At 66.8% G+C, this 23,227-nt stretch carries 26 protein-coding genes; 19 read left to right on the forward strand and 7 right to left on the reverse strand.

Annotated elements, in window-relative coordinates:
* Positions 1-118: 118 nt before the first annotated feature.
* Both AC1DVU_RS17335 and AC1DVU_RS17340 read right to left on the reverse strand, forming a co-directional pair.
* A complete protein-coding gene (locus AC1DVU_RS17335; protein WP_476923710.1) occupies positions 119-1,426 on the reverse strand; it encodes a sensor histidine kinase in 1,308 nt (435 codons plus the stop codon).
* Positions 1,423-2,085, reverse strand: coding sequence for a response regulator transcription factor (locus AC1DVU_RS17340; protein WP_476923711.1), 663 nt, complete (start codon positions 2,083-2,085; stop codon positions 1,423-1,425). Before AC1DVU_RS17340 ends, AC1DVU_RS17335 begins: the two co-directional genes overlap by 4 nt.
* A 91-nt stretch (positions 2,086-2,176) precedes the next feature.
* On the opposite strand from AC1DVU_RS17340, the gene AC1DVU_RS17345 reads away from it, so the two are divergent.
* The 5 genes from AC1DVU_RS17345 to AC1DVU_RS17365 are packed head-to-tail and all read left to right on the forward strand — an operon-like array spanning position 2,177 to position 6,365.
* Positions 2,177-3,706 carry a hypothetical protein gene (locus AC1DVU_RS17345; RefSeq protein ID WP_476923712.1) on the forward strand — a complete coding sequence of 510 codons (1,530 nt, stop codon included), beginning with the start codon at positions 2,177-2,179 and terminating at the stop codon, positions 3,704-3,706.
* Complete coding sequence (locus tag AC1DVU_RS17350) at positions 3,703-4,455, forward strand: polyprenol monophosphomannose synthase (protein ID WP_476923713.1); 753 nt, start codon at positions 3,703-3,705, stop codon at positions 4,453-4,455. The genes AC1DVU_RS17345 and AC1DVU_RS17350 overlap by 4 nt, the downstream gene beginning before the upstream one ends.
* Complete coding sequence (locus AC1DVU_RS17355) at positions 4,445-4,912, forward strand: GtrA family protein (protein ID WP_476923714.1); 468 nt, start codon at positions 4,445-4,447, stop codon at positions 4,910-4,912. The genes AC1DVU_RS17350 and AC1DVU_RS17355 overlap by 11 nt, the downstream gene beginning before the upstream one ends.
* A 7-nt stretch (positions 4,913-4,919) precedes the next feature.
* On the forward strand, positions 4,920-5,891 hold the full coding sequence (locus tag AC1DVU_RS17360; RefSeq protein WP_476923715.1) for an LLM class flavin-dependent oxidoreductase: 972 nt from the start codon (positions 4,920-4,922) through the stop codon (positions 5,889-5,891).
* Between the two features lie 54 nt (positions 5,892-5,945).
* Positions 5,946-6,365, forward strand: a complete 420-nt coding sequence (locus AC1DVU_RS17365) for a VOC family protein (RefSeq protein WP_476923716.1) — start codon at positions 5,946-5,948, stop codon at positions 6,363-6,365.
* Here the strand turns inward: AC1DVU_RS17365 and AC1DVU_RS17370 are convergent.
* Positions 6,362-7,738, reverse strand: coding sequence for an NAD(P)/FAD-dependent oxidoreductase (locus AC1DVU_RS17370; RefSeq protein WP_476923717.1), 1,377 nt, complete (start codon positions 7,736-7,738; stop codon positions 6,362-6,364). The two genes, AC1DVU_RS17365 and AC1DVU_RS17370, sit on opposite strands and share 4 nt — an antisense overlap.
* Positions 7,739-7,751: 13 nt before the next feature.
* The gene (locus AC1DVU_RS17375; RefSeq protein ID WP_476923718.1) at positions 7,752-9,056 is read right to left on the reverse strand and encodes a glycosyltransferase family 87 protein; all 1,305 of its coding nucleotides are present in this window, start codon (positions 9,054-9,056) and stop codon (positions 7,752-7,754) included.
* Positions 9,057-9,148: 92 nt separating this feature from the next.
* On the opposite strand from AC1DVU_RS17375, the gene AC1DVU_RS17380 reads away from it, so the two are divergent.
* Positions 9,149-9,493: an MmcQ/YjbR family DNA-binding protein gene (locus AC1DVU_RS17380; RefSeq protein WP_476923719.1), complete on the forward strand. Its 345-nt coding sequence runs from the start codon at positions 9,149-9,151 to the stop codon at positions 9,491-9,493.
* Between the two features lie 7 nt (positions 9,494-9,500).
* On the opposite strand, the gene AC1DVU_RS17385 is transcribed toward AC1DVU_RS17380, so the two are convergent.
* The 3 genes from AC1DVU_RS17385 to AC1DVU_RS17395 all read right to left on the reverse strand — a co-directional run bounded on the left by AC1DVU_RS17385 (position 9,501) and on the right by AC1DVU_RS17395 (position 12,496).
* On the reverse strand, positions 9,501-10,814 hold the full coding sequence (locus tag AC1DVU_RS17385) for an HNH endonuclease signature motif containing protein (protein WP_476923720.1): 1,314 nt from the start codon (positions 10,812-10,814) through the stop codon (positions 9,501-9,503).
* A gap of 156 nt (positions 10,815-10,970) precedes the next feature.
* On the reverse strand, positions 10,971-11,924 hold the full coding sequence (locus AC1DVU_RS17390) for a DUF4349 domain-containing protein (RefSeq protein ID WP_476923721.1): 954 nt from the start codon (positions 11,922-11,924) through the stop codon (positions 10,971-10,973).
* Positions 11,921-12,496, reverse strand: coding sequence for an RNA polymerase sigma factor (locus tag AC1DVU_RS17395; RefSeq protein ID WP_476923722.1), 576 nt, complete (start codon positions 12,494-12,496; stop codon positions 11,921-11,923). The genes AC1DVU_RS17390 and AC1DVU_RS17395 overlap by 4 nt, the downstream gene beginning before the upstream one ends.
* 185 nt (positions 12,497-12,681) lie before the next feature.
* Here AC1DVU_RS17395 and AC1DVU_RS17400 point away from each other — a divergent pair, with 185 nt between their 5' ends.
* From AC1DVU_RS17400 to AC1DVU_RS17460, 13 genes are all read left to right on the forward strand, one after another.
* Positions 12,682-13,164, forward strand: coding sequence for a hypothetical protein (locus tag AC1DVU_RS17400; protein WP_476923723.1), 483 nt, complete (start codon positions 12,682-12,684; stop codon positions 13,162-13,164).
* 36 nt (positions 13,165-13,200) lie between these two features.
* Positions 13,201-14,259, forward strand: coding sequence for a hypothetical protein (locus AC1DVU_RS17405; protein WP_476923724.1), 1,059 nt, complete (start codon positions 13,201-13,203; stop codon positions 14,257-14,259).
* On the forward strand, positions 14,256-15,629 hold the full coding sequence (locus tag AC1DVU_RS17410; RefSeq protein ID WP_476923725.1) for a glycosyltransferase 87 family protein: 1,374 nt from the start codon (positions 14,256-14,258) through the stop codon (positions 15,627-15,629). The genes AC1DVU_RS17405 and AC1DVU_RS17410 overlap by 4 nt, the downstream gene beginning before the upstream one ends.
* A 112-nt stretch (positions 15,630-15,741) precedes the next feature.
* Positions 15,742-15,933 carry a Flp family type IVb pilin gene (locus tag AC1DVU_RS17415; RefSeq protein WP_476923726.1) on the forward strand — a complete coding sequence of 64 codons (192 nt, stop codon included), beginning with the start codon at positions 15,742-15,744 and terminating at the stop codon, positions 15,931-15,933.
* Positions 15,934-16,042: 109 nt separating this feature from the next.
* Positions 16,043-16,234 (forward strand): Flp family type IVb pilin, encoded by a 192-nt coding sequence (locus tag AC1DVU_RS17420; protein ID WP_476923727.1) that lies wholly within the window; start codon positions 16,043-16,045, stop codon positions 16,232-16,234.
* 100 nt (positions 16,235-16,334) lie between these two features.
* Positions 16,335-16,526: a Flp family type IVb pilin gene (locus AC1DVU_RS17425; protein WP_476923728.1), complete on the forward strand. Its 192-nt coding sequence runs from the start codon at positions 16,335-16,337 to the stop codon at positions 16,524-16,526.
* Positions 16,527-16,594: 68 nt separating this feature from the next.
* Complete coding sequence (locus AC1DVU_RS17430) at positions 16,595-16,996, forward strand: TadE/TadG family type IV pilus assembly protein (RefSeq protein WP_476923729.1); 402 nt, start codon at positions 16,595-16,597, stop codon at positions 16,994-16,996.
* Positions 16,981-18,072 carry a pilus assembly protein TadG-related protein gene (locus AC1DVU_RS17435; protein WP_476923730.1) on the forward strand — a complete coding sequence of 364 codons (1,092 nt, stop codon included), beginning with the start codon at positions 16,981-16,983 and terminating at the stop codon, positions 18,070-18,072. The genes AC1DVU_RS17430 and AC1DVU_RS17435 overlap by 16 nt, the downstream gene beginning before the upstream one ends.
* A 27-nt stretch (positions 18,073-18,099) precedes the next feature.
* Complete coding sequence (gene cpaB, locus AC1DVU_RS17440; protein WP_476923731.1) at positions 18,100-18,801, forward strand: Flp pilus assembly protein CpaB; 702 nt, start codon at positions 18,100-18,102, stop codon at positions 18,799-18,801.
* Positions 18,798-19,994: a CpaE/TadZ family protein gene (locus AC1DVU_RS17445; RefSeq protein ID WP_476923732.1), complete on the forward strand. Its 1,197-nt coding sequence runs from the start codon at positions 18,798-18,800 to the stop codon at positions 19,992-19,994. Before cpaB ends, AC1DVU_RS17445 begins: the two co-directional genes overlap by 4 nt.
* Positions 19,991-21,379 carry a CpaF family protein gene (locus AC1DVU_RS17450; RefSeq protein WP_476923733.1) on the forward strand — a complete coding sequence of 463 codons (1,389 nt, stop codon included), beginning with the start codon at positions 19,991-19,993 and terminating at the stop codon, positions 21,377-21,379. The genes AC1DVU_RS17445 and AC1DVU_RS17450 overlap by 4 nt, the downstream gene beginning before the upstream one ends.
* Positions 21,376-22,311, forward strand: a complete 936-nt coding sequence (locus AC1DVU_RS17455; RefSeq protein WP_476923734.1) for a type II secretion system F family protein — start codon at positions 21,376-21,378, stop codon at positions 22,309-22,311. Before AC1DVU_RS17450 ends, AC1DVU_RS17455 begins: the two co-directional genes overlap by 4 nt.
* Before the next feature lie 2 nt (positions 22,312-22,313).
* Positions 22,314-23,222 (forward strand): type II secretion system F family protein, encoded by a 909-nt coding sequence (locus AC1DVU_RS17460; RefSeq protein ID WP_476923735.1) that lies wholly within the window; start codon positions 22,314-22,316, stop codon positions 23,220-23,222.
* Positions 23,223-23,227: the final 5 nt, after the last annotated feature.

A 23,227-nucleotide genomic window follows, 5' to 3' on the forward strand; every position in this document is an offset into this window, starting at 1 on the left:
ACCAGGTCGAGCCCCGTCCAAGCCCGCAGGGGAAGCCAAGCCCGGACGGGGCCATGGGGTTGACCCATGCAGGACATGTTGGTGCCACCAACCTGCAAGCAACCTGACCACGTGCGGCTCAGTTGCGAGGCAGCGACAGCGTGAAGCTCGTCGGGTCCGAGATGGACGTGACTCGCACGTCGCCCCCGAGCGTACGAGCGACGCGTCGAGCCAGGGCGAGACCGAGACCGGCGCCGTTGCTCTGGGGTCCGCGGTGGCCCGAGACGAACACCGATTCCGTGTCGTTCGAGCCCACACCCTCACCGTCGTCGCTGACCGTGATGTCGACCGTACGTTCGTGGGTCGTCGCGGTGAACGTCACCGATGAGCTGGCATGCCGCAACGCGTTCTCGACGACGGGCGCGAGCGCCCTGATGGCGAGTTCGCTGGGAGCTGCGATCTCGATGGTGCCGACGTCCACCACGACGTGTTTGCCGGAGGTGTCGAGGTCCTCGAGGGTCGAGCCGACGAGTGCTGTCACAGTCGTKCGCGCCTCGGGTCGTGGCGCGTTGCGGGCGATCGCGACGAGCGACGAGATCGTGGTGCTCATGCGGTCCACGACGTCGACGACCCGGCCGAACCGGGCCTGCACGTCCGGGTCGGAGGAGGTCATGACGCCGAGCTCGGCCTCTCCGCGGATCGCCGTCAAGGGCGTGCGCAGCTCGTGCGCGAGCTCCGAGGTCAGTTGCTGCTCGCTCCGCAGGGCGCCGGCCACCCGGTCGAGGAGGACATTCAGCGTGCGGCCGAGCCGGCCGAACTCGTCGTCGGTGTTCGTCGCCTCGAACCGAGAGTCCAGGTCGTGCTCGCTCCAGTCCTCGGCGCGCAGAGCCATCGACTCAACGGGCCCCAACGTACGCCGCACCGTCCACCACGCGACTGCGGCGGAGCCGCCGGTCACCACGACGCCGAGGACCACGAGGCCCAGCAGTGTGAGGTTTCGGGTCGACTCGTACGGCTCCAGGCGGGCCGCGACGACGACGACAGCAACCTTCTCACCGTTCCTGGACACCGGCGCGGCCAGGAAGGACCGTCGATACCTTTCGAGCTCCGCCTCCTTGCGTACGCCCGACAGCGACGTGGCCGCCTCGGTCACCCGCTCGGCGACCCGCGGGCCTTCGACGAGCCGGCCGTCGTTCGTGAAGATCCACGTCGTGTCGTCGATCGAGTCGTCCTGAGTCTCGGCAGCGGTCACCCTCTCGTCGCCCGAGACGTCGACGGTCGCCGCCACAGCGGCCAGCTGGTCGTGCAGACGGTTGTCGATGTCGTTCCTGGTCAGCGTCGACAGGATCAGCATCACCGTGCCCACCACCGCGACCATCGCGATCGCGGTCACGAGCAGCGTCGACAGGACGATCCGTGAGATCAGTGTGCGACCCGGGGTCCTCATCGCAGGGTGAACCCGACGCCACGCACGGTGACGAGCTCGACTGGGGAGTCGATTGAGGCGAGCTTGACCCGCAAACGGCGCACGTACGAGTCGATCGTGTTCTCGTTGACGATCGCCCCGTCCGGCCAGGCCGCCGCGACGGCGGCCCTCCGGCGTACGACGACACCCGGCTCGGCGGCGATGGCCGCGAGCAGCCGGTACTCCGTCGGGGTGAGCGGGACCTCGCGCTCGTCGACGTGCACCGACAGGCGGTCGGGATTGAGCGTGAGACCGCTGACAGCGGCTGGTTCAGACCGACTGCGGCGGTGCAGCGCGTCGACCCGCACCAGCACCTCGGAGATCGCGAACGGCTTGACGACGTAGTCGTCGCCGCCGGCATGGAAGCCCGACACCCGGTCGTGGACAGCGTCAAGCGCCGTCAGGAACAACACGGGCGCATGTTGCCCTCCGGCCCGCAGCGCTTGGCACACGTCACGGCCATCCGCGTCCGGCAGGCCGACGTCGAGGATCAGCACCTCGACGCCGCTCGAGGGTCCGAGGTTGTCGACCGCCTCCCGCCCGTTGCGGGCGATCACGACCTGGTGGCCGCTCATGCGCAGCGCATCGGTCAACACACGCCGGACGTCGGCGTCGTCCTCGCAGATGCCCACCACGGTCATGCCGCCATGGTGCACCACGCGTCCACGCGGATGCGGGGCGTACGGCGATGCAGTCAGGTCATGGGCAGGTTCGCGGGATGACAGTGACGCCATGACAGCCATGGCGGACCGCTCGTTACGTACGCCCGGCGGCCTGGCCACCCTCCCGAACTGGACGGTCGCCGCCTCCGCGACGGTGGCGGTGGCCGCCCGTCTGCCATTCCTGTCACGCGCGCCCAGCCCGGACGAAGCGGGCTTCCTGCTGGTCGGCGGCCAGTGGGACGGTGCGGGCTCGTCGCTCTACCGGAGCTACTGGGTCGACCGGCCACCGTTGCTGATCACGATCTTTCGTCTCGCCGCGGCGCACGGCGGGCTCACCGCGCTGCGCCTGATCGGGTGTGTCGCGGTCGCAGTCGTAGTGATCGGCTCCGCGCGCATCGCCGCGATGATCGGCGGCCGCGGGGCAGCAGCATGGTCCGCCGTGACGGCGGCCGGCTTGTGCCTCAGTCCTTTGCTGGGTGGGTATGAGGTCAATGGCGAGCTGCTGGCCGCACCTTGCACTCTCGGCGGGATCGCGTACGTGGTCCTCGCCGTACGTTCGACCGACCGACGTGCTGCGGTCTGGGCGGCCGGCGTGGCGGGGGCGTTCGCGATGGCGTCGCTGCTCATCAAGCAGAACCTCGCGGACGTCGCCGTGTTCGGTGCGGTCGCGTTCGGTCTGTCGTGGTGGCGCCGCGACCGCGACCGCTTCTGGACCCTGATCGGGGGAGCAGTCGCCGGTGCTGCGGCCACCGCGGTGGTGATGGCGATCTGGACCATCGAGCACGGGACATCGCTCGCCGGCGTGTTCGACGCGATGTATCCGTTCCGCATTCACGCCGACCAGGTCCAGGCCACGGGTGGAAGTCAGCACTCGATCGCCCGGCTCACCAGTCTTGCCGTTGCTGCGCTCGTCAGCGGGTTGGGGCTGTTGCTGGTCGTGGTCGCCCGGGACCAGGTGATCCGTCGCCAACGCGACCCCCTGTGGTCCTCACTGGTCGCCATGACAGGATTCGCTGTCACATCCGTCCTCCTGGGCGGGAACTACTGGCACCACTATCTCGTCGAGCTGGTCGTGCCGTTGTCGGTGGCAACCGGCGTGCTCGCCAGCCGCCGGCCCTTCGCCGCGCGGCCGGTGATCGTGTACGTCGCCGTCGCCGGATGCTTCTGCTGGGCGCTCAACCTGACCACGCATCAGGGAACCACCGGCCAGACCGTCGGGCGGGCGGTCGCGGCATCGGCGGAGCCGGGCGACACGATCGTGACCGCGTGGGGTCACGCCGATGTCACGTACACCTCAGGTCTGCGTTCGCCGTACGCCCAGCTGTGGAGCCTGCCGGTCAAAACCCTGGATCCCTTGTTGACCAGCCTCGATGCGGTGTTGACCGGTCCCACCCCGCCGACGTGGTTCGTCACCTGGAACCACCTCCGCTCATGGGGCCTCGACACGGCTCGCACAAGCTCCATCCTCACGCAGGACTACCGGCCGGTCGGCACGGTCTGCGGCCGCACGATCTACCTGCGGGCCGGCGTCGACCGGCCCGCACCCTCAGCCGTCGGCGGCTGCCACGACTCGACACCCCTCAAGGAGCTACGCCCATGAACACGATCGTTGTCATCCCGACCTACAACGAGGCGCTCGGCATCGAGTCCGTGCTCGACGCAGTCCTCGTCAGTGCCCCGGACGCCGACATCCTCGTGGTCGACGACAACAGCCCTGACGGGACCGCCCTGCTCGTGCAGGCGCACACGGCACATGGTCGGCGGATCTTCCTGTTGAGTCGCGCCGAGAAGGACGGCCTCGGCGCTGCTTATCGGGCGGGGTTCACCTGGGCCGTGGATCGGGCGTATGACGTCATCGTCCAGATGGACGCGGACCTGTCGCATCCACCGGCCAGCATCCCGGCCCTGATCGCGGCACTTGACACAGCCGACGTGGCGATCGGCTCGCGCTACGTCCACGGAGGTCAGGTACGCAACTGGAGCTGGCGCCGTCGGGCGATCTCGCGGGCCGGCAACGCGTACGTACGCACGCTGCTGCGACTCGACGTCCACGATGCCACGGCCGGGTTCCGGGCGTTCCGGCGCGAATCGTTGCTTCGGCTGGGTGCGTTGGGGTCGCAGTCGAACGGCTATTCGTTCCAGATCGAGAACACGTGGCGAGCGAGGCAGATCGGCCTTTCGGTGACCGAGCTTCCCATCACGTTCACGGATCGCGCGGTGGGGGAGTCCAAGATGTCGGGAGCGATAGTCCGAGAGGCCGTCGTGCGGGTTGTGGTCTGGCGGTGGCAAGAGCTCCGCAACGCCCGCCGCCGGGCACCGGCGTTGGTGGGGCGCCCGCATGGCGCCTGACGTGTTGGCCCGACGGCTGAGTCCCGAAGTCGTCAGCTTCCTGACGGTCGGCGGGATCGGATACGCCGTCGACGTCAGCGCGTTCAACTACCTGCGCACGGCGCCGATCGTCAACACTCTGGATCCCTCGGTGGCCAAGTCGCTCGCTGTCGCACTCGCCATGGTCGTCACGTACATCGGGAACCGGGCGGTCACGTGGCGTGGCGAGACGTCCGGCGGGCGGCGCCGGGAGGTTGCGCTGTTCGTGCTGTTCAACGTCATCGGGCTCGGCTTCTCCGTCCTGACCCTTGCGGTGTCGCACGACCTTCTCGGCCTGACGAGCCGGCTGGCTGACAACATCTCGGCCAATGTCATCGGTCTCGCGCTGGGCACGGCGTTCCGATTCTGGTCGTACAGACGCTTCGTGTTCCGGACGACGGCGAACTCACGGGAAGCCGCAGCGTCGCACGTGAGTTGAACAACGCGTGAGACTTTCGCTCCTGGACCGTTCGCGTACGCGTGTGGGTCGTCCCGAGGCCGAGGGCCTGACCGGCTCGATCGAGCGCGCGGTCAACGCTGAACAGCTGGGATACGACCGGTTCTGGGTCGCGGAGCACCACGCCGTGCCTGGCATCGCGAGCGGTTCGCCGCCCGTGTTGCTGGCCGCGATCGGGGCCCGCACGGACCGCATCCGCCTGGGCTCCGCCGGCGTCATGCTGCCGCATCACCAACCGCTCGTGGTCGCGGAGCAGTTCCTCATGCTGGAGGCGCTGCACCCCGGACGGATGGACCTGGGGCTCGGCCGCTCGTTGGGGTTCACCGCGCCCGTGCGTGAGGCGCTTCGCGACCACGAGGCCGACACGTTCGAGGACGACCTGCGCGCCCTGCGGGCATACCTCGACGGCGATGCCGCCGTCACCGCCCGACCGCAGGCACCTGGTCGGATCCCGATGTACGTCCTCGCGACCGGGCGCGGCACCGTCATCGCCGCGCGACTCGGGCTGCCGGTCGTCATCGGCGGGCCGATCCTCGCGGAACCGCGACTCGACGAAGTCCTCGCGGCCTATCGGCGTGACTTCCGGCCGAGTCCGGGTGTCGAACGCCCCTACGTCGTGGTGTCGCTCGACGTCACGGTGGCGGACGACGATGCCACGGCTCGCGAGCTGGCGCTGCCGGAGGCGTGGGCGATGGCGCGGTCTCGGCAGACCGGCGAGTTCCCGCCGCTGGAGCCGGTCGCCGACATCCGTCGACAGGCCTGGACGACGCAGGTCACGAACCGGGTCGAGGCGACCTTGGATCGGGCCGTCGCGGGGAGCCCGCAGACCGTACGGCGTGCACTGGAGCAGCTCGCCGAGAGGACCGGGGCCGACGAGCTCCTGGCGTCGACGTCGACGTACGACCGAGAGGCGCTGTTCGCGTCCGACCAATCCCTGCGCGACCTCGTGACAACTGTCTGACCCTCGTGCTGTGCTGGTCCTGATCAGCGATCCGGCTCGACACGAGGAGACATCATGGCGACGATACTCAACCCCTACATCAGCTTCCGCGACAACGCGGGCGAGGCGATGGAGTTCTACCAGTCGGTGCTCGGCGGTGAGCTGACCCGAGCCACGTTCGGCGAATACCAGATGAGCGACGACCCGGCCGAGGCCGACAAGATCATGCACTCGCAGCTCGAGACCCCCGGCGGTCTGACCCTGATGGCCGCCGACACGCCCAACTCGATGGAGCACAACCCCGGCACCAACATCTCGGTCTCGCTGAGTGGCGAGGACGAGGCTGAGCTCCGTGGCTACTTCGAGGGCCTCTCCGCAGGTGGCACCGTGACGGCGCCGTTCGAGAAGGCCCCGTGGGGCGACACGTTCGGCATGGTCACCGACAAGTTCGGGATCAACTGGATGGTCAACGCGCTGGGCGAGCAGAACGCCTAGGAGTCGAAGCCCAGCCCCAGGCGGTCGAGCAGGCGGAGCCACAGGTTGCGCCGGCCGGTGCGGTCCGCGCGCTTGAGCGACCACGTCGTGATCTGGATGCCGATCCAGGCGAATGGCTCGGGCGGGAACGGCATGGGCTTGGTGCGCACCATCTCGAGCCGGGTCCGCTCGGTCTGCTCGCCCGACAGCAGGTCGAGCATGACGTTGGCGCCGAACCGCGAGGCGCCGACACCCAGCCCGGTGTAGCCGGTCGCGTACGCCACCCGTCCGTGGTGCGCGGTGCCGAAGAACGCGCAGAACCGGGTGCAGGTGTCGATCACGCCGCCCCAGTGATGTGAGAACTGCAGGCCGGTGAGCTGCGGAAACGTCTCGAAGAAGTTCGCCGCCAGCGCCGCATACGTCTGCGGGCGATGGTCGTACTTTCGCCGGATCCCTCGGCCGAAGTGATAGATCGCGTCGTAACCGCCCCACAGGATCCGGTTGTCGGCAGTGATCCGGTAGTAGTGGAACTGGTTGCCCGAGTCCGAGAGGCCCTGGCGGTTGGCCCAGCCGACCGAGGCGAGTTGTTCGTCGGTGAGTGGCTCGGTCATGAGCACGTAGTCGTAGACCGGCACGGTGTGGAATCTCAGCCGACCGAGCAGCGGCGGGAACGCGTTGGTCGCGAGCGCCACGCGGTTGGCCGTGACAGTGCCGGACTCGGTGCGTAGAACCACTCGGTCGTCGTGCGCCTTGAGCTCGGCCACGCGTGTACGTTCGACGATCCGCACGCCGGCCGCCTCGGCTGCCGCGGCGAGGCCCCAGGCCAGACGCGCCGGGTCCAACATCGCGGTGCCCTCGCGGTCCCAGGTGCCGCCGAGGTACGTCGGTGAGTCGACCTCCTGGCGCAACGCCTCGGAGTCGAGGTAGTCCGGCGCCGACGAGTCGTATTCTGCGAGCTCGTGCGGCCGCGTCGCCACCGCGAGCTCGCCGGTCCGCTGGAAGTCGCAGTCGATGCCGTAGCGCTCGATCGTCGCGGCGATCTCGTCGAGGTTCTCCATGCCGAGGCGGTGCAGCTGGTCGTACTCATCGGGCCAGCGCTCCCGTCCGTTGGCCTCGCCGTGCGTCAGGCTCGCGGAGCAGAAGCCGCCGTTGCGGCCGGTGGCCTCGCCGGCGATCCGATCGGCCTCGATCAGCACGACCTCGCGCGCCGGGTCGCGCTCCTTGGCCATCAGTGCGGTCCACAGCCCGGTGAACCCGCCGCCCACGACAGCAAGGTCGGTCAGGACGTCGCCTTCGAGTCCGGGGCGCGCCGGAGGTCGGTCCGACGTGTCGAGCCAGAACGGTACGGGTGCGGCGTCGGACCAGCTCGTCCTGCGGTCCTGGAGTGAGGTCACGCCCGTCATCCTGTCAGGTGGCTGGGTCGAGCTGTCCTGGTGCGACCTGGCCGTCGACCGAGCCATCCGGGTGTTCCTCCAACCTTCGGGCGACCCCGATCGACCGGGCGAGAACGGTCCACAGGATCACTAGGGGGATCGCGGACCAGGCCGCGTCGAACGGTCCTCCGAGGAAGTGCCGGGCCGAGACGGTCCACGTCAGTGCGAACAACGCCACGCAGGTCACGCGCACCGCGCGGGTGTTGTTGTGCTCAACGAGCCACAGGATGGGGACGAGCGCCACTACGAGGTCGTACACGACCAGGTGCGGGGAGGCGACGACGGTTGCCATCATGGCCAGCATCCACATCGGCAGATCGCCCACCCCAAGGGCGCGAGCGCGCCAGAGCTGGCGGAGGAAGACGGCGACTGCACCCAGGACCACCAGCTCAGCGACCCACGACCAGAGACCCAGGGTCGAGGCCAGTGCGGGAAGCGACTGCATCTTCCATGCCTGGCCGATCTGCACAGCAGAGTGGAACAGGTCCGAGAACGGCACTTTGATCCAGTCGGTCAGCCCCCCGACGCCCACGGTCCCGACAGACACGAGGCCGAGGCCGAGTGCGGTTGCGGACCAGGCGCCCAGAGCCCGCCAACGTCGCTGGGCGAGGAGGACGAACGGCACCACGAAGAAGAGCTGCGGCTTGAACAGCCCGATTGCGAGCACCGCACCACCGAGCACTTCCCGGCCCGCGAGCAGCAGGCGGATGCCACACACCCAAAGGAGAATCGACAGGCCGGTGTCCTGTCCTGACCCGAGAAGCTCGAACACGGGCTGGGTTGCGGCGAGCACGAGATACACGCCAGCCGGATGGTCGCGGAAGAGCTTCGGGGCGATCGGCCGGGCCAGGTACGCGGCGGCGACGAGGCAGGCCATGGAGAACACGGTCCACGCGATGGCCGCCTGGCCGTACCCCAGCAGGGCGAAGGGGGCATAGAGGTAGGCCGCGAAGGGGGGTGAGACGAACCACGACAACGTGTCGTCTCCGACCTCACCGGCCTGTACGGCTCCCTGCGCGGCGGGGTCGTGCAGCGCTCCGGTGTCTCCGTCCAGCAGCATCCGGCCGCCCGTCCAGTGAGCCAGAAAGTCGGGCAGGACGATCTCACCGCCGGCGAGGTGGGGGAGGTCGCCCAGGCTGATCGCCGCCACCATCACCACGGCGCTCGTGACGAGCAGGGCGAGCGGGTAGAGCTTCAGTCGCTCCGCTGTGATCATCCGGTCCAGTCCGCGGGCAACGGTCACCCCGATGTGGTGGGTGCGGGCGGTCAGGCGACTCATTTGGCCTATTGTCCGTTGCAGAGGTGCAGTGTGGCGGGGTTTGCTGTTTTTGGCTTCCGTCACTTGTCGGGAGGCCGTCATACGCTCTGGGCATGATCACGGTCGAGGACGTGCGTCGTGTGGCGCTCACGCTGCCGCGGGCGTACGAGGTGTTGGTGCGTGACCGCATCAAGTTCCGGGTCGGGAGCCTGGTGTTCGTCGCGTTCTCCCGCGATGAGACCTTGATGGGCTTCGGGTTCCCGCGCGAGGAGCGCGAGCACCTCGTGTCGTCGCGGCCCGAGACCTTCCAGCTGCCCTCCGAGAGTGACATGCGCTATCAGTGGGTCGTCGCCAAGATGGCGGCGCTCGACCGGGACGAGATGGAGGAGCTCGTGATCGACGCGTGGCGGATGTGCGTGCCGAAGGGCGTCGCGCGTGAGTTCCTTGGTGAGAGCTGAATCCACCTCAGGGTCGCCAGCGGTGGTTTCGTTTCCAGGTGTCGGTTCCGGGTGGTTTGTATTCGGGGTAGCCGTCGACGGGTGACATCCGGATGGCCCACCCTTTGTCGTGGACGGTGCGGTGGTGGAAGGGGCAGATCAGAACACCGTCGTCGAGGGTGGTCTGGGAGCCGTCGGCCCATCTGGTGCGCCAGTGATGGGCTTCGCACCATTCGGGTGGCCTGTCACAGCCGGGGAAGGTGCACCCGCCGTCACGGTTCTCCATGGCCTGGCGTTGGGTCTTGGTGAAGACCCGTTGCTCATGTCCGTGATCCAACGGCAACGACTTGCCGTTGAACACCTGCGGGATCATGCCGAGCCGGCAGGCCATCTGGCGGGCCTGCCCGGCGCTGACCCGGGTGCCGGTGGACAAGGTGGCCGGTTTGATGCCGGCGAGGAGGGTGTCGTAGTCGAACCGGACCATCAACGTGGCGCCGAGTCCGCCCTTGCCGGGCAGGGTGTCGCCGGGCAGGTGGTTGCACAGCTCGGCGAAGCCCATGCCGAGGCGGTGCCGGTATTCCAGGTCCTTGTCGTAGTAGGACTCCGCAGCCGGGGTCTGGTCGTGGAGGTGGTCGCGGCGGGGTGCGCTGATGGCATCGATCGCGATCTTGAGCATGTCAGCCTGGGCTTCGGGGATACGGAACCCGCCGCGGCAGGTCCCGTCACCGTCGTTGACCATCCAGAACTCCGAACGCCGCCAGGCGTCCTTCTCCTGGTCCTCCAGCGTCCGGTTCTCGATCTCGTCGACCTGGGGTTCGGGCTTGTACTGGTCGGTGATCCGCCTGGACCGCGACCGCAGGTCCTTCAAGTTGAACCGGCCGGCGTCACCGATCAACGTGTCCTCACACGCCTGCTTCTGCTCCGCCGTGGTGTCGTCAGGCAGGTCAGCGACCGCGTTGGCGATGATCGCGGCCTGCGCCGGGCCGATGTCACCGCGGGCCAGCGCATCGCCGGTCGCGGGTGCGCGGTCGAGCTGTTTGGCCTGGTTGATCAGCCCATCAGCGGCCCGGCGGTCACCACCGAATGACCCGGCCAGCATCGCCCCGGTCGACGAAGCCCCGGACGCCTTCGCGAGCCCGGTCTCGTCCAACGCCCGGGTGACGGCCATCAGCTGCGCCTTGACCCGCGCCTCGACCCGCATCAACCGCTCGGCGCACTCCCGCAACACCACCGGTTCCAGACCGGACCACCCACCGACAGGCATACGATCCAACGCGCCCTCGATCTGCTCGACCGCACCCACCAACGGGTGCGGGAGCGACACGACAGGAGCAACAGACACAAGAAGCCTTCAGGCCGTACGGGCAGGGAGTCATCATCAACCTTGGGGCCCACTGAAGGGTTCTCACCCGATCCATTTCGTTCCGGATCGACGCACTGACAACATTACGGCAAACCGCCGAGATTGTCGAACATCTGTTCGAATAGTGAGACGAGGTCAGCTCCAGCCGCGACGGCGCGACGCGATCCAGTAGAGGCCGTAGAGCCCAAGCAGGATCCCGGCCCACGGCAGCAGCGTGCCGGCGACCTCGACGATGTTGTTGACCGTCGCGACCAGGGCGTTCCACCCGTCGGTGAGCCCGCCCTTGAACCCGCCGGGCTCGACCGAGTCCGGCTGTGACTTCTGGGACAGGTGGATCGACAGCGTCGAGAGGGAGACCTGGTCGGCGATCTGCTTGCGCTGGGCCTCGAGGCTCTCGAGCTGCTCCTGCCGCTGGGTCAGTGCGTTCTCGGCCTTGATGAGCTCGGCGCTGGTGTCGGAGTTCGCCATGATCTTCTCGAGCCGGTCGATCGAGAGCCGCAGCGCGTCGATGCGGGCATCGAGATCCTTGGCCTGCGCCGTGACGTCCTCGTTCTGCAGCGAGACGTCCTCGACCGTGCCGTACGTCTTGAGCTTGTCGATCGTCGCGGTGACCTTGGTGCTCGGAACCCGGACCGTGACGAACGCCGACGCATCGTTGCCGTTGCCGTCCTCGGTGCGGCTGTCGACCCGGCCGCCGATCGACTCGGCGTACGCGCTGATCTTCTGGGCGACTGCACGGGGGTCGGTGACAGACACCGTGACCTCGCCGGTCGTGATGACCTCGCGGTCGGCTTCCGGCGCAGCGGCCTTGGAGTCACCGCCGGCGTCGTTCTGCGTCAAGCCGCTGTCCGGAGCGGTTTCCCTCGTGGCCGAACTGCCGGCACTGTCCCCGCTGTCGCCACCACTGCTGACGTTGCTCAGCGCATTGATGCCCACCGAGCCGAAGCCGACCACGAGCACGCTCGCCGCGGCGAGGCCGATCGTGGTGCGGGCCCGGCGACCGCGCTTGGCGATGTCCTGGTCGACGGCGAGCATGACCGATGAGCGCATCGTCGCGACGCGGTCGTCAGTGAGCGTGGGGGTGTTCATGATGTCTCCCTCATGGAACGGAGGTCGGCGCGAAGCCGGGTTCGGAGGCGTGAGATGCGGTTGCGGACGACGGCGTGACTGACGCCGAGCTCGCGGGCCGCCAGCTCGTACGTGTGATCGCCCGCCACGCACATGTCGTAGAGGCGGCGGTCGGTGGCGGACAGCGCGGCGACCGCCTTGTCGATCTCGCTGCGGATCTGACTGGCGACGACCTCGTCCTCGACCGATGAGTCGTCGGCCAGCTCAGGGTTCAGCTGTGTGCTGCGGGCCCGAACCTTCTGTGACCGGCGGCGGGCATTGAGTGCCGTGAACCGGGCGGTGACCAGGAGCCACGGCAGCACTGACTCGTCGACGATCGAGATGTGCCGGATCTTGTCCCACGTCGTGATGAACACGTCCTGGGTGATGTCTTCGGCCTCGCTGGCGTCGCGGACGACCGAGTACGCCTGCCAGTAGACCGGCCGTACGTGCCGGTCGTACAACTGGCCGAACGCAGCCCGATCGCCGGCCGCGGCGCGAGCCAGCAGCTCGCGGTCCCCGGCGCCTTCGGCGGTGGTCGTCGGTGGTGTCACCCGGCGCTCCGATCTGTGCGATGTACGGACGTCCCTATCCACAGATGTCCGGACGAGCCACACCGTCTCACGTTGCCGCGCACTTTTTCGGAAGTCGCTGCACACCGGAGGGCCTCGTACGATGGAATCGGCAGGGAGGTGGCACGATCAAGCGACTGTTCGCAGCTCTCGTCGTCGCAGCGAGCATGGTGCTCGCCGTGCTCCTGCTGACGTCCGGATCCGCGTCGCGGCCCGCTTCTTCAGCACCCACCGCACTCGAGTCTGCGACGCTCGACCGGGTCACCAAACCCATACCGCCGCCCAAGCCCAAGTTCGTCCGCACGATCTTCGCGGCATCGAACCTCAAGCAGTCCGACCTCATGCTCGACTTCTGCAAGGGGCCGATCGCGGTGTTCGTCGGCGCCCACCGGCCGGTGCTGGTCGCGGAGCACGACTACTGCGGCGGGCTGGAGTGGATGCCCAAGCTCGGCAAGGGCGACGCGATCAAGCTCTCGGGCGACGGCGTCAAGGACGGCACGTACGTCGTGACGACGATCGGTCACGTGCCCCGCGGCAGCGCCAAGGTGAGGGACCTGCCGGACGCCGACATAGTCCTTCAGACCTGCGTCAGCCACAACACGATGGTGCTGGTCGCCATGGATCTGTTCGATCCGACACTCCGTTCCTGAGCGCTGGCTGCCCCTGGACCGTGAACAATGTCCCTCATGGGTCGACCGACACGCTTTCACAACTGGCCCCGTCGTGCTCGTCTCGGCCTCCTGGCGCTCACCGCGATCCTGATCGTCTGGGGACTCGTCGCCGGGTCCGGGATCCCGTCGGACTACACGACGAATGATCCAGAGATCTCGGACGTCAAGCTCTACGAGGCGATCGTCGACCGAATGCAGGACGGCGCGAACTACTACACGGCTGTCGGCATCGAGCAGCCGGCGCGCGGCTTCCCGGTGTCCCCGGCGATGGCCGTGCGGGAGCCGACGCTGGCGTGGGTCTCCTCCTGGGTCGGCATCGGACCCATGTACGCCCTGCTGGTGGCGCTGGGCGCGGTGGTCGTGCTCGTGATGGTCTGGCGAATCGGCCAGCTTGCCGGCGGTAGGTCTGCATGGCTGAGCGGTTGCCTCCTGATGGGCGGCAGCGTGGTCGTCATCCTGGGGGCCGAGGAGTCGCAGATGCATGAGTTCTGGGCGGCGTTCCTCCTCATGCTGTCGATTGCCCTGCGCTCGGAGCGCCACTGGATCGGAAGCGTGGTCCTCGGTCTCCTGGCAGCGATGGTTCGGGAGCTCTGCATCCCGTATCTCGTCGTGATGGGCTTCCTCGCGCTGCGCGAGCAGCGCCGGCGTGAAGCCGTCGCCTGGTTCAGCGCATCTGGGCTGTTCGCCGCGTTCTATGCGTGGCACGCCCACGAGGTCTCGACCCGACTCACCGGCGCGGGCGAGACCTCGAAGGGCTGGGCCGACATCGCAGGCTGGCCGTTCACCGTCGACGCGATCTCGTTCGCCTCGATCCTGCAACCGCTGCCGTACGGAATCGCCGCGGTCCTGGTACCCCTTGCATTGCTCGGCTGGGTATCGCGCACGGGGCCACTGGCAACCCGGGTGACGGTGGTCCTCGCGACGTTCGCCGTGGCGTTCGGCATCGCGGCACGGCATGACAACGCCTATTGGGGGCTTCTCCTGGCCGCATTGTTCATCGTGGGTCTTGCCTTCGCCCCGAGCGCGCTCGTCGACCTCGTGCGCCGGCCAGCGGCCGCGCGGAGCTTGGCATGACCGACACCGCTGCTCGTCCCGCCGCAGCTTGGGTGATGCCTGTCGTCGCCTTGGCGGTCGTCGTGATGGGGACGACCGCCATTGCGGCGATTCAAGGTGCCGAGTCCGGTCTGGCGGACCTTCGGATCTATCGGGAATGGGCACTCTCGGGCATCGACCGCGGTGACTGGCCCGTTCTGGATCACCCTTGGGTCTACCCCGTGGGGGCGCTTCCGCTTGTCGCCTTGATGGGCATCGGCCCGACGATCGGACTGGCGTTCCTGCTCTGGCTGCTGGCAGTTTTCCTCATCAATGCGGTTGCCCTGACCCTGTTGACGCGAGCGGGTGAGAAGGGTCGCGAGGCGGCCTGGTGGTGGCTGGCATTCCTGGCCGTCCTGGGTCCCGCTGCGTTGATGCGGCTCGAGGCGTTCACCGGTGCGCTGACCGTCATTGCGGTGGTCAGCCTGATGTCCCGGCCGCGGATGGCGTCGGTGGCACTCACGATGGCCGGATGGATCAAGATTGCGCCGGGAGTCCTGTTGCTGCCACTTGCTCTCGTCGTATCGCGACCATTCTCGCGCTTGGCTCTTCCCGCAGTCGTCACCTCCGCAGCTGTCGCGGCCATCGCTCTGGCCGGAGGTTCCGGATGGCGCGTGCTCAGCTTCACCTCAGAACAGTCGGGCCGCGGACTCCAGATCGAGTCGGTCGCAGCGTCTGGCTGGCAGATCGCGCATCTCGCAGGGAACGTGGCAGGCCCTCACCGGGACCCGCAGCTCGAGGTGTATGAGTTCAAGGGCGCCCTCGCGGATCGGGTCGCAGCGGCCATGGACCTTGGCCTGCTGGCGGGCATGGTCATCGTGGTGGTGCTCGTCGCCCGCGCCCGCCGGCGAGTTGGACCGGACTCGTTCGCCCTGGCCACTCTCGCGATGCTCGCGACCGGCCTGATGCTGGTGGTGATGAACAAGGTCGGCTCGCCGCAATACCTCAGCTGGTGCGCGGCAGGAGTCGTGATGGGTCTGCTTGTCAGCGGGGCGCGAACCCGCACGACCGCGGTGCCAGCGGTGTCGCTTCTGGTCGTTGCCCTCCTGACTCGTCTGGTGTTCCCGATCGGCTATCCGGCATTGCTCGACGGGACCGCCTGGGTCGTGATCGTCCTGGTGGTCCGCAACCTCTTGGTCGTCGCATTGTTGGGGTGGACGCTGTGGCAGCTCGTGCGGCTGGGCAGACGTCCCGAGAGGGAGCCAGTTCGACCGGGGCCGGCGCGAACGAGGCGCGAGCAGGGGCTCAGTGCGCTGTCCTACGCGATCTTGGCCGGCGCCATCATCACGATGCTTCTCGTGGCCCTGGTGGTGCTGCGCGACCACCTATTGGAGGCGTTTTCCTCCATCTGAGCTCGCAGAAAATTTTCTTCATTTTGTGTATGCAAGCCGACAGAAGCCTCTACCTTGGCTTGAGGGAGAGTCGCCAAGTTGGCGGCTGCACACTTGTAGAGGGAGCACGAGAATGAACATTTCTGAGCGCATTCTGATGACCGTGTCAGTGCTGTTCGGCCGGTTCGAGGATCGCAAGTCCGAAGAGGGCATCACCGCGATCGAGTACGCCGTGATGGCGGCAGCGATCGTGGCGGTCGTCGTGGCCGCCGTCGCCATCCTGGGTACGAAGATCAACGAGCTCTTCAACGGAATCTCCATCTGAGATTCATTTTTCCATTCTGCGATGAGCACGCCGTCGGCGTCTTACGCTCGTGAGCAGGGAGAGTCACCTTCTCGGTGGCTGCACACACAGTAAGAGGGAGTAACACACGATGAACATTTCTGAGCGCATGTGGATGACCATGTCGGTGCTGTTCGGCCGGCTCGAGGATCGCAAGTCCGAAGAGGGCATCACCGCGATCGAGTACGCCGTGATGGCTGCTGCGATCGTGGCGGTCGTCGTCGCGGCCGTCGCCGTTCTCGGTACGAAGATCAACGCCCTCTTCAACGGCATCTCCGTCTGAGGTCGTTTTCAATTCTGCGATGGGATCGCCGCCGGCGTCCCACGCTCGTGCAGGGAGCGCCACCGTCTCGGTGGCGGCACACAAATTTAGGGAGAAAGCAATGAACATTTCTGAGCGCATGTGGATGACCATGTCGGTGCTGTTCGGCCGGTTCGAGGATCGCAAGTCCGAAGAGGGCATCACCGCGATCGAGTACGCCGTGATGGCTGCTGCGATCGTGGCGGTCGTCGTCGCGGCCGTCGCCGTTCTCGGTACGAAGATCAACGCCCTCTTCAACGGCATCTCGGTCTGACGTAGTCGCCTCACCCGGCCGCCCCGTCTCGGGATGGCGGTGGCCGGGTGGGCGATTGGGTCCTACCCATGAAGAGTCCTGATCGGGACGATCGTGGAGTCGCTGTCATCGAGTTCGCGATCGTGGTCCCCACGCTTCTGCTGCTCGTCCTGGGCATCGTCGATTTCGGCGAACGCTACAAGACCGCAGCGATGTACAACAACGCTGCCGCGGCCGCTGCTCGTTCGATGACGATCGAGAACGACGTCACCAAGGCCAAGGCATCTGCCGTCGGCGCCGGCATGCCCAGCACGCTGTCGCTGTCGATCAGCTACACGACGGGATACACGTCGTGCAGCCAAGCCTCGGACGGCACGTTCGGCAACGTCACGGTGACGATCACCCAGACGAACCGCCCGACAGCCACCCAGTTCTTCGGAACCACGTACGACGTCAGCGGGAAGGCGGTCGCGAGATGCAGCGGACTCTGAAGCGTGACGAGCGTGGCATCTCTGCGATCATCGTCGGACTGCTCGCGACCACGCTCATCTCGACCGTCGGGCTCAGCGTCGATGTCGGCAACCTGGTCCTCGAGCGCGGGAAGATGCAGCAAGGCGCAGACAATGCAGCGTTGGCCATCGCGCAGGACTGCGCCTTGCGCCGCTCGACCTGCGCCACGGCAGGCAGCAACCCGGCGCTGAGCACTGCCAACCTGCTCGTCGGCCAGAACGTAGATGGCACGACCGTGACGGTGCCCGGCACCGTCACGAGCGGCACAAAGACCGTCACGGTCCAGGCGACCAAGTCGATCCCGCTGACGTTCGCTTCCTTGATCGGTATCGGTCCCAAGACGGCGACCGTGTCTGCCTCCGCCTCGTGGGAGGAAGCACCGAAGTCGGGCTATCCGTTGTTGCCGATGGCGATCGGCTACTGCCAGTACTTGGCGAACGCCGCTCCCAATGACGATCACATCCTGGTCAGGACCGACATCGTCAGCAGTGCGCTGACCAGCGTGGGAGCGATCCTCGGACTCGTCGGTCTGCAGACGTACTTCCCCAACCGCACCTGCACCAGCCGTACCGGTCAGAACCTCAGCATGAGCGACGGCGCCGTATGGCTCACGTCCCTGCCGGACGCGCTCGACCTGTTCGACGTGTCGAACATGTCGCAGTGCAACATGAAAGTCACGATCTTCACGACCGCGATCGTCACTACGGTCACGCCGGTCATCGCTCCGACCGCCTGCGTCAACAAGCTCAAGGTCGGCACGGTGGCCATGATGCCGATCTATGAGTCGACGTCCCCCCTCACGATCCTGTCGACCTCGCTGACCATGAAGGTCGTCGGGTTCGCGCCTTTCATGATCACCGGGTGGAAAGAGCCGGGCAACGCCAAGAACGACTCGGAAGCGTCCCCCAGCTGTCTCAACATCCTCACTGTCACGTGCCAAGGGCTCCAGGGATATTTCGTACGCAGCGTCGTGCAAGATCCCGACCAGATCTTCGCGTACGACAGCACGGCACCTGACCTCGGCGGCGTCCGACTCACGCCCAAACTCACCAACTGATTCACAAGCAAAAGAAGGGGGACTCCTGTGAAGAAGCAAGCCGTCGCCGCTCTCGTAGCAGTGCTGCTCGCTGCTGTCGGCGTGCTGGCGCTCGTGAACTACGCGAACGGCGCCAACGATCGCGCCTTCGAAGGAGCCAAGCTGGTCGAGGTGCTGAGGGTCAAGACCCTCATACCCGCCAACACTCCGGTCGAGCGAATGCGAGCGAGTGTCGAGCTGGTCAAGATTCCCGCCTCAGCGAAGGTGGAGGGAGCGCTCACCAGCCTTGACAGCGTGGAGTCCAAGTCGACCAACGCGCCGCTCAACCAAGGTGAGCAGGTCTTGGCTTCACGCTTCAGCGGCGCCTCGTCGTCCAAGCAGTCGGACGCTGCTCTGCCGAAGGGCATGCAGGAAGTCACGATCGCCATGGCCGCTCCGAGGTTGACGACGGGCAAGCTCAAGCCGGGAGATCGGGTCGGCGTCATGACGAGCTACACCGATTCCCAGGGCAAGGGCGCCGCGGGCTACACGAACATGGTGGCCGGCCGGGTCCTCGTGACGCGCGTGTCGACCAAGCTTGGCGCGCAGGAAGGCGCGGGGACGTCCTTGGTGACGCTTGCGGTCAATACCATCATCGCGGAGAAGATCGTCAATGCCTCCGAGTTCGGCAAAGTCTGGCTGACGCTGCAAGGCGAGGACGCGGACATCACTGGACGCAAGATGATCTCGGGACAGGACGTGCTGAAATGAGCAGGATCGTGCTTCTGGGCGGCGAGGGCGCGCTGGAGCAGCGTCTGGGCCGGCTTCCGGGGAACCTCTTGGTTCCGATCGCGCGCTCCGTGGTGGAGCGGGACAACTTCGACATCCGTGCGTTGATGATCGAGGACCACATGCCCGACATCCTCATCATCTGCGACGACATCGACCGAAGGACAGCGCTGTCGACCGCGTCCCTGGTCGACGCGGCGTACCCGGGCGTCAGTGTCGTGATGGTGGCCGACCCCGACGCCACCTTGGTCCTCGAGGCCATGCGCGTTGGGGTCAGGGACATCATCGGTCCAGATGCGACCGACGAGGAGCTGCGGGTCGCGCTCATCAAGGCGCACGACCAGAGTGCCCGACGAACGGTTCAACGCGCGACAGAGGAAGCTGCTGCGGAGCGGGTCGTTGAGTCGCGCGTAATCGTGGTCGTCTCGCCCAAGGGTGGCGTCGGCAAGTCGACGATCGCCTCCAACCTGGCTGTGGGACTCGGCCGGATCGCGCCGATGGATGTCGTGCTCGTGGACCTTGACCTGCAGTTCGGTGACATCGCGACCCACCTTGACCTGACCCCGTCCCACTCCCTGTCCGACGCGTTCGTGTCCAGCGGAGGAGTCGACTCGATGCTCCTCAAGACCTTCCTGACGGTGCACCCTGCGAACTTCTACGCTCTGTGCGGCTCCGAGTCGCCTGCGGCTGCCGATCGGATAGGGCCCAAGCAGGTGCGAGAGCTGCTCAGTCGACTCGCTGAGCAGTTCCGGTTCGTGGTCGTCGACACCGGAGCCGGCCTGGACGAGCACACCTTGGCGGCCCTGGAGGAGGCGAACGAGGCGGTCATCGTGTCGAGCATGGATGTGGCAAGCATTCGGAACGTCCGCAAGGAGATCGAGATCCTGGCGCAGCTCAACATCCTGCCGCCCACGCGACACTTCGTGCTGAATTTCGCCGACCGGCAGTCCGGGATGAGCGTGCGCGATGTCGAGGCGGTCGTCGGCTTGCCAGTGAACATCGTGGTTCCACGAGCAGCCGAGGTCTCGCTGGCGTCGAACCGCGGCGTGCCCGTCCTGCTGGACAAGAAGGCCGGGGCCGCCGCAAAAGCCATACGTCAGCTCGTCAAGCGATTTGACGACAAGGGTGGCCGGCCCAAGAAGGCGTTCGCTCACAAGGGGGTTGACCTATCATGAGTCTCAGCGACCGGCTCGAGCAGGCCCGCAGTCTCGAGGCCGTGGCTGTGGCCGAGCCCGGGCTTCCGCTCAGTGCGGCACCTGCCGCTCGGTCGGCTCGCCCGTCCGATGCGATGGGAGGCCTCAAAGCGCGAGCCATCGAGATGCTGTTCGCATCGATCGGCGGACGACTGGGCGATTCGACGCTGACAGATGACCAGCTGCACGAGTACGTCCGCGAAGAACTGGGACACATCGTCGCCTCCGAACAGGTCTTGCTGACTGCCGAGGAGCGGCTGACCCTGATCCGTGACATCGAGGACGACGCACTCGGACTCGGACCCTTGCAGCGGCTGCTCGACGACCCGTCGGTTTCTGAGATCATGGTCAACGGCCACGACCACATCTACGTCGAGCGCGATGGTCACATCGTTGACTCCGGGGTGACCTTCGGCTCGGAGGAGCACCTTCGGCAGGTCATTGATCGCATCGTCTCGAAGGTCGGCCGGCGCATCGACGAGTCGTCGCCGCTGGTCGACGCCCGACTGCAGGATGGCTCGCGAGTCAACGCGGTGATCCCTCCGCTGGCCGTGCGCGGATCCTCGCTGACGATCCGCAAGTTCTCAGCCGAACCCCTCAAGGTCTCGGACCTCGTCGACTTCGGCACGATGAGCCCGCAGATCGCCGAGCTCCTCTATTCCTGCGTGAGCGCCCGGCTCAACATCTTGATCTCGGGAGGAACCGGAACCGGCAAGACGACCCTGCTGAACGTCCTCTCGTCGTTCATCCCCACCGATGAGCGGATCGTCACGATCGAGGACGCCGTCGAACTCAAGCTGCAGCAGGACCACGTCGTCAGCCTGGAGAGCCGGCCGGCCAACATCGAGGGGAAGGGCGAGATCACGATCCGTGAGCTCGTCCGGAACTCATTGCGCATGCGCCCCGACCGGATCGTCGTCGGCGAGGTTCGCGGGGGCGAGAGCCTCGACATGCTGCAGGCCATGAACACCGGCCACGACGGCTCGATCTCCACGCTGCACGCCAACACGCCGCGCGACGCGGTCTCGCGTCTGGAGACACTCGTCCTCATGGCCGGAATGGATCTGCCGCTGCGCGCGATCCGTGACCAGATCTCCTCGGCGGTCGACCTGATCGTCCAGATCGCCAGGCTGCGGGACGGGACCAGGCGCGTCACCCATGTCACGGAGGTGCTCGGCATGGAGAACGACACCGTCGTGCTGCAGGACGCCTTCGTCTTCGACTACTCGGCCGGTCTGGACAAGAACGGCAGGTTCCTCGGTCACCAGATCGCGACCGGTATCCGGCCGCACTTCACGGACCGGTTCGATGAGTTGGGCATCCGGTACAACCCCAACCTGTTCAGCCCTCCGAGGAGCCAGCGATGAATCTCGCGATCGGAGTCATCAGCGTCCTCGGAGCCCTCGGCGCCTTGTCGTTCGTGCTCTTCGGGTCCCAGGTGTCCCGCATCGACGTCTCACGCCGTCGCCCACCCGGCACCACCAAGACCTCCGCCCTCACATCGCTGACGAACGCCATCGTCGAGCTCGTCGATCGGCGGCTGCGGTCTCGCGGCTGGGCGCCTTTCACCGCGCAGGAGCTCGAGCTCGCTGCAGTCAAGATGACGCCCGGATATCTTGTCGTGCTGGTCAGCATGATCGCGTTCACGTCGTTCTTGCTGGTGGCCAGCCTGAGCCGGAACCTTGTCGGAGCATTCGTGGTCGCGCTCCTGGTGCCGTTGTTCGCCAAGCTGGTGTTGAGGCATCTTGCCGGCAGACGCCGGTCTGCCTTCGCCGATCAGGTCGACGAAACCTTGCAGCTGCTCGCGGCGGCCCTGCGGGCAGGCCATGGGCTGACGCGTGCCTTCGACACGGTGTCCCGTGAGACGGACCCACCGATGTCGGAGGAACTGGCCCGCATCGTCAACGAGAACCGCATCGGGCGGGACCTGGTCGACGCGGTGACCCAGACCGCTGAGCGCATGCAGAACCCTGACTTCAGGTGGGTCGCCGAGGCCACCGGCATCCAGCGTGAGACCGGGGGAAACCTCAACGAGGTCCTCGATCGGGTGGGGGATACGATCCGCGAGCGGGCTCAGCTGCAGCGGGAGATACGAACCCTCTCGGCAGAAGGCCGGATGAGCGCGATGGTGCTCGTCGCGCTCCCGTTCCTGACGGTGGGCGCTCTGACCGTTCTCAACCCGACCTTCATGCATCCGCTCTACACGACTCGCGCCGGGTACATAGCTTTCGGCATTTCAGCGGTTCTGTTCGCGGTGGGAATCACGTGGATGCGGGTCGTCGTGAATGTGAAGGTGTGATCGTGACTCCCGAGTCATCTCTTCTCGTCGGTCTCGTGCTGATCGCGGCCGCCTTGACGGCACTCGCGGTGTCGTTGGACTTCGGCACCTCCTCCCGCTCGGCCATCCGGGCGCGCCTGCGAGGCGTCGGCGCCTCCAGGGCCAGCAGCCGGGCGCAGAAGGAGAAGAAGCCGAAGGGTTCACTGCTCGTGCAGGATGAGCAGCTGGGCAAGCTGCGCTACCTCATACGCCCGAGCGGTCTCCAGAAGCTGGAGCGCAACCTGCAGCTCGCCGGAAGGGCCTCGACGTGGAGCCTGTCCTCCCTTGTCCTGCTCAAGATGCTGGTGCCCGCAGCGTTGTTCTTTCCCCTGCTGATGTGGGTGCGTTCGAGCCCCGGGCTGTTGCATGCGGCCATGTTCATCGCCGCACTGGCCATCAGCTACTCGTTGCCGGACATCATCGTCCGCGGTCGCGCCGCAGAACGACAGGCGGCGATCCTGTACGAGCTCCCCGACGTGCTCGACCAGGTCACGATCTCGATCGAGTCGGGGCTGGGATTCGAGGCCGCGCTGGCGCGGGTCGGAGCGAACAGCAAGGGACCACTCGGCGCGGAGATCGCCAGACTCGTCCAAGACGCCAGGTTGGGCATGAGCCGCCGGGACGCGTATCAGGCGCTCTCGGACCGGACGGACGTCGATGATCTCAAGCGTTTCCTCAAGGCCATCGTCCAGGCCGAGGAGTTCGGTGTCTCGATCTCCAAGGTCGTGCGCACCCAGACACAGGAGCTGCGGACCAAGCGCCGCCAGCGCGCCGAGGAGAAGGCCGCGAAGGTGGCGCTCAAGCTGCTCGCTCCGATGCTCGCCTGCATGTTTCCGGTGCTGTTCATCCTGATCCTGACACCGGCCATCGTGAACATGGGCAAGGTCCTCTGACCGAC

Source organism: Aeromicrobium sp. P2_G6 (assembly GCF_056403535.1).